Annotated in this window: 7 protein-coding genes and 3 pseudogenes; all 10 read left to right on the forward strand. The window is 55.6% G+C overall.

What is annotated here, in order from left to right:
• On the forward strand, positions 1 to 492 hold a 492-nt coding region (locus tag ACUU1I_RS18435), incomplete at its 5' end, for a phage tail protein (protein ID WP_042770713.1).
• Positions 489 to 888: pseudogene (locus ACUU1I_RS18440) on the forward strand (phage minor tail U family protein). The gene ACUU1I_RS18435 and the pseudogene ACUU1I_RS18440, both read left to right, overlap by 4 nt.
• A gap of 10 nt (positions 889 to 898) precedes the next feature.
• On the forward strand, positions 899 to 1,639 hold the full coding sequence (locus ACUU1I_RS18445; RefSeq protein WP_005067061.1) for a phage tail tube protein: 741 nt from the start codon (positions 899 to 901) through the stop codon (positions 1,637 to 1,639).
• A 58-nt stretch (positions 1,640 to 1,697) separates the two neighbouring features.
• Entirely contained in the window at positions 1,698 to 2,084 is a 387-nt protein-coding gene (gpG, locus tag ACUU1I_RS18450) for a phage tail assembly chaperone G (RefSeq protein ID WP_000478925.1), read from the forward strand.
• Between the two features lie 8 nt (positions 2,085 to 2,092).
• Positions 2,093 to 2,422 (forward strand): phage tail assembly protein T, encoded by a 330-nt coding sequence (locus ACUU1I_RS18455; RefSeq protein ID WP_001161002.1) that lies wholly within the window; start codon positions 2,093 to 2,095, stop codon positions 2,420 to 2,422.
• Positions 2,394 to 5,333, forward strand: a pseudogene (locus tag ACUU1I_RS18460) (phage tail tape measure protein). The gene ACUU1I_RS18455 and the pseudogene ACUU1I_RS18460 overlap by 29 nt, the downstream one beginning before the upstream one ends.
• Positions 5,333 to 5,662, forward strand: a complete 330-nt coding sequence (locus ACUU1I_RS18465; RefSeq protein WP_000447263.1) for a phage tail protein — start codon at positions 5,333 to 5,335, stop codon at positions 5,660 to 5,662. The pseudogene ACUU1I_RS18460 and the gene ACUU1I_RS18465 overlap by 1 nt, the downstream one beginning before the upstream one ends.
• On the forward strand, positions 5,662 to 6,360 hold the full coding sequence (locus tag ACUU1I_RS18470) for a phage minor tail protein L (RefSeq protein ID WP_001152488.1): 699 nt from the start codon (positions 5,662 to 5,664) through the stop codon (positions 6,358 to 6,360). Before ACUU1I_RS18465 ends, ACUU1I_RS18470 begins: the two co-directional genes overlap by 1 nt.
• 4 nt (positions 6,361 to 6,364) lie before the next feature.
• Positions 6,365 to 7,108, forward strand: a complete 744-nt coding sequence (locus tag ACUU1I_RS18475; protein WP_000194737.1) for a C40 family peptidase — start codon at positions 6,365 to 6,367, stop codon at positions 7,106 to 7,108.
• Positions 7,105 to 7,523 (forward strand): annotated as a pseudogene (locus ACUU1I_RS18480) (tail assembly protein); the annotation flags it as partial. The gene ACUU1I_RS18475 and the pseudogene ACUU1I_RS18480, both read left to right, overlap by 4 nt.

Genomic DNA, 7,523 nt, shown 5'->3' on the forward strand with positions numbered 1-7,523 from the left:
GCGGTCTCGGTTGCCACCCGGCAGGTTGCCGGGAATACCGTTGCGGGCGATAACCAGGTGAAAGGGATCCCCCTGAAACTGGTACGTCAGCGTGTCCGGGTGTTTAAAGCCAGTCCGTCAGGAAAAATGACGGCCAGGATCCGCGTTAACCGGGGCAATCTGCCCGCCATCAAACTGAACACAACACGGCGGCGTGCTGGTGAAGGACTGAGAGTGGGAAAATACTTTTTCCGGGGGGCATTTGTTCAGCAACTGGCGAATGGCCGCTGGCATGTTCTGAGGTGTCTTCCTGAAGCGCGTTTTGCAACAGGGCATGACCATCAGGGAAGGCTAAGAAAAAATCGTCTTCCTGTGGAGGTAGTGAAAATCCCGATGTCCGGACCGCTGACACAGGCATTTGAAGATGCCCGCGATCGCATCATTGCTGCGGAAATGCCGAAACAGCTGGGGTATGCCCTGAAACAACAACTGAGGTTACATCTGAGTAAATGAACCGGCACACACAAATCCGTCAGAGCGTGCTGGCACGCCTTCGGGAACAGTGTGGAGACAGCGCCACGTTTTTTGACGGGCTTCCGGCATTTATTGATGCGCAAACTGCCTGCCGTGGCGGTGTGGCTGAGTGATGCTCAGTACACCGGAAAAATGACGGATGGAGATGACTGGCAGGCTGTTCTGTATATTGCCGTCTTCATCCGGGCACAGGCACCGGATTCAGAGCTGGATATGTGGATGGAGAGCACCATTTTCCCGGCCCTGAATGATGTACCGGCACTTTCCGGACTCATCGACACCCTGAACCCACTCGGTTTTAACTATCAACGTGATAATGAGATGGCTACCTGGGCGATGGCGGAAATCACGTACCAGATCACGTACACGAATTAAGGAGGTGGTAATGACCACACCAAATCCACTGGCAAAAACGAAAGGTGCGGGAACGACGTTATGGATGTATACCGGCAACGGCGACGCATTTGCGAACCCTTTGTCGGACACTGACTGGCTGCGTCTTGCGATGGTGAAGGATCTGCAACCTGGCGAGATGACCGCTGATGCAGAAGATGACACTTATCTCGATGATGAAGATGCAGACTGGAAAACGACAACCCAGGGGCAGAAATCCGTCGGTGATACTTCGGCGACGCTGGCCTGGCGTCCGGGTGACAGCGGGCAGAAAAAACTGGTTCAGTTGTTCGATTCCGGTGAAGTCTGCGCGTTTCGTATCAAATACCCCAACGGTACGGTTGATGTTTTCCGTGGCTGGCTGAGTTCACTGGGTAAAACCATTACCTCAAAAGAGGTGATGACCCGTACTGTAAAAATCAGCGGTGTGGGGCGTCCGTATCTGGCAGAGGAGGGCGCTGAAACCGTGGGTGTTACCGGACTGACGGTGGCACCGGCATCTGTCAGTGTCAAAGCGGGAGCAACCACCACACTGACCTTTACAGTAAAACCTGACGGGGCCAGTGACAAAGCGATCAGTGTGCATTCGTCAGATCCTCAGACTGCTTCGGTGCCCCTGAGCGGGCTTGTGGCCACGGTGAAAGGCGTGCAGCAGGGCAGTGTCAGCATCGTGGGCATGACCTCTGACGGAGAGTTTGTGGCAGTGGCTGCGGTGACCGTCAGCGCACCATAACAGGACGATACTCATCATTGCCCCGGTTATCCGGGGCTTTTTGCATCCGGAGAACATGATGTTTCTGAAACAGGATACGTTTAATTATGAAAAACAGTCCGTGGTGCTCAGTGAGCTGTCCGGGCTGCAGAGAATTGAATATCTGACGTTTGTTCAGCAGCGAAAGGCAAAGTTTGATGCACAGGAGGGAGAACTGCCGGAGGCTGAACGACAGATTGCTTTTCTGCGTATGGGAATGGATATCAATGCCTGGCTGGTTTCCCGCTCACTGTGGAATGCTGAGCAGTCTCAGGATGTTGAGACGCTTTGCGCATCCATTATGACAACATGGTCGTATGATGCGCTGGGCGCGGGGGCGGAGAGGGTTCTGTCGCTGAGCGGTATGGGGACCATTGAGAATGCCGGGGATGATGATCATGAGGCGCTGACGCCGGAAAAGTCCTGACGCGGGAAATGCAGTTTGTCATGCGGCTTGCCCGGGAGTTCCGGCGGGCAGACTGGCGGCAGATGCTGTCGGATATGTCGGCCACTGAGCTTGGTGAGTGGGGCGATTATTTCCGGATGCAGAGCTTCAGTGATGTGTGGATGGATGCGCAGTTTGCCTCGCTGAAGGCATTGATCGTGAGAATGGTGTCCGGCAGCAGCGATGCTGCGGTGGCTGATTTCAGCCTTTTACCGGAAGAGAACGGGATACCGGAGCGAACGGACGAAGAACTGATGCATCTTGGGGAAGGTATTTCCGGAGGTGTGCGTTATGGACCAGATAGCCAACCTGGTCATTGATTTGGGGATTGATGCGGCAGAGTTTAAAAATGAAATTCCCCGTATCAAAAACCTTCTGAATGGTGCAGCCAGCGATGCAGAACGGTCTTCTGCCCGTATGCAGCGTTTTATGGAGCGTCAGACTCAGGCGGCCCGGCAGACAATGCAGGCGGCTTCTTCGGCTGCAACAGCAGCATCAGCCCATGCGCAGACGGTGGAGAAGAATGCACGGGCTCATGAACGCATGGCCCGTGAGGTGGAACAAACCCGTCTGCGCGTGGATGCCCTGAATCAGAAAATGCGCGAGGAACAGGCGCAGGCCAGGGCACTGGCGGAGGCGCAGGATAAAGCGGCTGCCGCCTTTTATCGCCAGATTGACAGTGTGAAACAGGCCGGTGCGGGGCTTCAGGAATTACAGCGTATTCAGCAGCAGATCCGACAGGCCAGAAACAGTGGCGGGGTTGGTCAGCAGGATTATCTGGCGCTGATTTCGGAGATCACGGCGAAAACCCGTGCCCTGACGCAGGCAGAGGAACAGGCCACCCGGCAGAAAGCGGCGTTTATCCGCCAGCTTAAAGAGCAGGCAACCCGCCAGAATCTGTCGTCTTCTGAGTTGCTTCGCGCCAGGGCGGCTCAGCTGGGGGTGTTAATCAGTCAGATGGCGCGCGGCAATTTTGGTGCGCTGAGGGGATCCGGGATAACGCTGGCTAACCGTGCCGGATGGACAGGCGCACTGATGTCGCCGAAAGGCATGATGACTGGCGGCGTTATTGGCGGACTTGTCGCGGCGGTCCTGGGTCTGGGTAAAGCCTGGCATGACGGCGGAAGGAGGGCGAGGAATTTAACCGTCAGCTGGCGCTGACGGGACATTATGCCGGTGTCACTGTCGGGCAGTTGTGGAAACTCAGCCGGGCCATATCCGGGAATGGTATCACGCAACATGCGGCAGCCGGTGCGCTGGCACAGGTGGTGGGCAGTGGGGCATTTCATGGAAACGATATTGGTATGGTGGCGAAAGCTGCCGCACAGATGGAGCGATCGGTTGGCCAGTCGGTCAGCGATACCATAAATCAGTTTAAGCGGCTGAAGGATGATCCTGTAAATGCCGCGAAGGCGCTGGACAATGCGCTGCATTTTTTGACTGCCACTCAGCTTGAGCAGATACGCGTCCTTGGGGAGCAGGGGCGGTCCAGTGATGCGGCCCGGATCGCCATGTCTGCGCTGGCAGAGGAAACCGGTAAACGCACATCTGATATTGATAATAATCTCAATGCGCTGGGTAGTACGCTGCAAACCTTGTCTGACTGGTGGAAGCAGTTCTGGGATGCGGCCATGAATATTGGTCGTGAAGACTCGCTGGATGCGCAGATTGATGCGTTACAGGAAAAAATTCAGCGCGCGAAAAAATATCCGTGGACAAACGCCTCCACACAGGTGGAGTACGATCAGCAGCGTCTTAACGATCTTCAGGAGAAAAAACGCCGGAAGGATTTGCAGGATGCAAAAGCGCAGGCAGAACGGAATTACCAGGAGCAACAGAAACGCCGGAATGCTGAAAATGCCGCGCTGAACCGGATGAATGAAACGGAAGCTGCACGACATCAGCGGGAAATTGCGCGTATTAATGCCATGCAGTACGCCGACCAGGCTGTCAGGGATGCGGCGATACAGCGTGAAAATGAACGTTACGAAAAAGCCATTAAGAAAAATACACGGGCAACCCGTAATGATGAGGCCACCCGGTTATTGCTGCAGTACAGTCAGCAGCAGGCACAGGTGGAAGGGCAGATTGCTGCTGCCAGACAGTCAGCAGGCATTGCCACTGAAAGGATGACTGAAGCGCATAAACAGCTTCTGGCCCTGCAGCAGCGCATCAGCGACCTGGACGGGAAAAAGCTGACGGCAGATGAAAAGAGTGTGCTGGCCCGTAAGAATGAGCTGATTCAGGCGCTGACGCTGCTGGATGTGAAACAGCAGGAGCTGCAGAAACAGACAGCGCTTAACGACCTGAGAAAAAAAACGGTTCAGCTGACCAGCCAGCTGGCAGACAAAGAACGTGCACTGCGTGAGCAGCACAATCTGGATATTGCCACTGCAGGTATGGGGGATAAGCAGCGGCAGCGCTACCAGGCACAGTTGCGCATCCGGCAGGAATACCGGCAACAGTTGCAACAGCTTGAGAATGACAGTCGCCAGAAAGGCACTTACGGGACGGAGGACTACCGGAGGGCTGAGGAGGTGCTGAAGGGGAGCCTGAAGCGACAACTGAATGAAAACAAACGCTACTGGCAGGAACTGGAAGTGGCGCAGGGCGACTGGAAAAACGGTGCCATGCGGGCGTTTCAGAATTTTACGGCGGATGCGGATAATGCGGCGGGAACGGCAGAACAGATGTTTACAGTGGCATTCAGCAGTGCCGGTAATGCACTGGCGACATTCTGTACCACCGGTAAGCTGAATTTTAAATCCTTCACCTCTTCCCTGTTGTCAGATATGGCCAGAATTATGGCACAGATGGCCATGATGCAGGCGGTAAAGGGCGTCGGTTCTTTATTCGGCTTCACGACTAATGCTGATGGCGGTGTTTACCAGTCTGCTGATTTGAGTCGCTACAGTGGCACGGTGGTTAACCGTCCGACGTTTTTTGCTTTTGCAAAAGGCGCGGGTGTGATGGGGGAAGCGGGACCTGAAGCCATTCTGCCACTGCGTCGCGGTGCTGATGGTAAGCTGGGGGGTTGTGGCGGATACTGGTGGTTCAGGCATGGTGATGTTTGCCCCGCAGTACAACATTGAGATCAATAACGACGGCACGAACGGGCAGATAGGTCCGGCTGCCCTGAAGGTGGTTTATGACCTCGGGAAAAAAGCGGCCGCGGACTTTATGCAACAGCAGGCCCGTGATGGTGGCCGGTTAAGTGGAGCATACCGGTAATGGAGACGTTTCACTGGAAAGTGCGCCCGGATATGAATGTGGTATCAGAGCCGAAAGTGGTGACAGTGAAGCTGGGCGATGGTTATGAACAGCGTCGTGCGGCGGGACTGAATAACCAGTTGTCGACTTACAGCGTGACGATACGTGTTCGTAAAGGTGAACACCCATCTTTAAAAGCCTTTCTGGAACGGCACGGTGGCGTCCGCGCATTTCAGTGGACGCCACCTTATGACTGGAAACTGATCAGGGAGGTTTGTCGTAAATGGTCGGCAAGCGTGGGGGCGTTATGGGTGACTGTAACGGCCGATTTTGAACAGGTGGTGAACTGATGCAGGATATCCGGCAGGAAACACTGAATGAATGCACCCGTGCGGAGCAGTCAGCCCGGGTGGAGCTCTGGGAAATCGATCTGACAGAGGTCGGTGGTGAGCGTTATTTTTTCTGTAATGAGCAGAACGAAAAAGGTGAGCCGGTCACCTGGCAGGGGCGGCAGTATCAGGCATACCCCATTCAGGGGGCGGGGTTTGAACTGAACGGCAGGGGCTGTGCTGCCCGTCCGACACTGACGGTCTCTAACCTGCACGGCATGGTCACCGGGATGGCGGAAGATCTGCAGAGTCTGGTCGGCGGAACGGTGGTCCGCCGTAAGGTTTACGACCGTTTTCTGGATGCGGTGAACTTCGTCAACGGAAACAGCGACGCCGATCCGGAACAGGAGGTGATCAGCCGCTGGCGCATCGAGCAGTGCAGCGAACTGAGCGCGGTCAGTGCCTCTTTTGTGCTGGCCACACCAACGGAGACGGATGGCGCGGTTTTCCCGGGGCGTATCATGCTGGCGAATACCTGTATGTGGACTTACCGTTCTGATGAGTGTGGTTACACGGGCAGGGCAGTGGCTGACGAGTTCGACAAACCAACGACGGATATCCGGAAGGACAAATGCAGCAAGTGTATGCGCGGGTGTGAGTTGCGCAACAATACCGGTAATTTCGGCGGTTTCCTTTCCATCAATAAACTTTCTCAGTAAATCCATGACACAGACAGAATCAGCGATTCTGGCGCACGCCCGGCGATGTGCGCCAGCGGAGTCGTGTGGATTCGTGGTGAGAACGCCGGAGGGAGACAGGTATCTTCCCAGCGAGAATATCTCCGGTGAGCCGGAGGAACGGTTCCGGATGGCTCCGGAGGACTGGCTGCGGGCACAAATGCAGGGTGAGATTGTGGCACTGGTCCACAGTCATCCCGGTGGTCTGCCCTGGCTGAGTGAGGCTGACCGGCGGCTGCAGGTGCAGAGTGATTTGCCGTGGTGGCTGGTCTGCCGGGGGGCGATTCACAAGTTCCGCTGTGTGCCGCATCTCACCGGGCGGCGCTTTGAGCACGGGGTGACGGACTGTTACACGCTGTTCCGGGATGCTTATCATCTGGCGGGGATTGAGATGCCGGATTTTCACCGCGGGGATGACTGGTGGCGTCACGGTCAGAATCTCTATCTGGATAATCTGGAGGCCACAGGGCTGTATCAGGTGCCGTTGTCATCAGCACAACCGGGCGATGTGCTGCTGTGCTGTTTTGGTTCATCGGTGCCGAATCATGCCGCCATTTACTGCGGCGATGGTGAGCTGCTGCACCATATTCCTGAACAACTGAGTAAACGAGAGAGGTATACCGACAAATGGCAGCGACGCACACACTCCCTCTGGCGTCACCGGGAATGGCACGCATCTGCCTTTACGGGGATTTGCAACGATTTGGCCGCCGCATCGACCTTCGTGTGAAAACGGGGGCTGAAGCCATCCGCGCACTGGCCACACAGCTCCCGGCGTTTCGTCAGAAACTGAGTGACGGCTGGTATCAGGTGCGCATTGCCGGGCGTGATGCAGGTGAAACCGAATTGTCTGCCCGTCTTAATGAGCCGCTGGCAAATGGTGCAGTGATCCACATAGTACCGCGTCTGGTGGGAGCTAAAAGTGGCGGTGTGTTTCAGGCGGTGCTGGGGGCAGCTGTTATGGCGGTTGCTATATGGATGCCGGGGTAGGAATTATGGCGAGTAATCTGCTGTTTTCTCTCGGTGCCAGTATGACGCTTGGCGGTGTTGCACAGATGCTGGCACCGAAAGCCAGAACTCCCCGTACACAGACAACGGATAACGGCAAACAGAACACCTGTTTCTCCTCACTGGATAACATGGTT

The organism is Shigella sp. SIG3, from assembly GCF_053555855.1.

Coding starts and splice junctions, on each gene's coding strand:
- ACUU1I_RS18455 (WP_001161002.1), top strand. CDS start 2,093: ATGCAGTTTGTCATGCGGCTTGCCCGGGAGTTCCGGCGGGCAGACTGG.
- ACUU1I_RS18445 (WP_005067061.1), top strand. CDS start 899: ATGACCACACCAAATCCACTGGCAAAAACGAAAGGTGCGGGAACGACG.
- ACUU1I_RS18475 (WP_000194737.1), top strand. CDS start 6,365: ATGACACAGACAGAATCAGCGATTCTGGCGCACGCCCGGCGATGTGCG.
- gpG (WP_000478925.1), top strand. CDS start 1,698: ATGTTTCTGAAACAGGATACGTTTAATTATGAAAAACAGTCCGTGGTG.
- ACUU1I_RS18470 (WP_001152488.1), top strand. CDS start 5,662: ATGCAGGATATCCGGCAGGAAACACTGAATGAATGCACCCGTGCGGAG.
- ACUU1I_RS18465 (WP_000447263.1), top strand. CDS start 5,333: ATGGAGACGTTTCACTGGAAAGTGCGCCCGGATATGAATGTGGTATCA.